The organism is Marinicauda pacifica, assembly GCF_004793635.1.
GTDB lineage: Bacteria > Pseudomonadota > Alphaproteobacteria > Caulobacterales > Maricaulaceae > Marinicauda > Marinicauda pacifica.
In genome coordinates, this window is record NZ_SRXV01000102.1 from 1 (window position 1) to 304 (window position 304).

The following is a 304-nucleotide window of genomic DNA, read 5'->3' on the forward strand; positions in this document are numbered from 1 at the left end:
GGACCTGCGTCCGGGGGAGCGCCTGGGCGTGATGGGCCATAATGGTGCCGGCAAGACGACCCTGCTTCGCGCGCTGGCCGGGGTGTACCCGCCGACGCAAGGCAGCGTCGAGGTCGATGGCGATGTCGCGACCATGTTCGACATCGGTCTGGGCATGGATATCGAGGCCAATGGCCGGGAGAATATCTTCCTGCTGGGTTATTCGCGCGGGCTGGACCCGGCGCACCTCCGCTCGAAGATCGACGAGATCGCCACCTTCAGCGGGTTGGGCCCGTATCTGGCACTCCCCGTGAAGACCTATTCT

At 65.1% G+C, this 304-nt stretch carries 1 protein-coding gene; it reads left to right on the forward strand.

Features of this window, described 5'->3' with window-relative positions:
* A partial coding sequence (locus tag E5162_RS14575; protein WP_135945973.1) for an ATP-binding cassette domain-containing protein occupies window positions 1–304 on the forward strand: 304 nt, incomplete at both ends.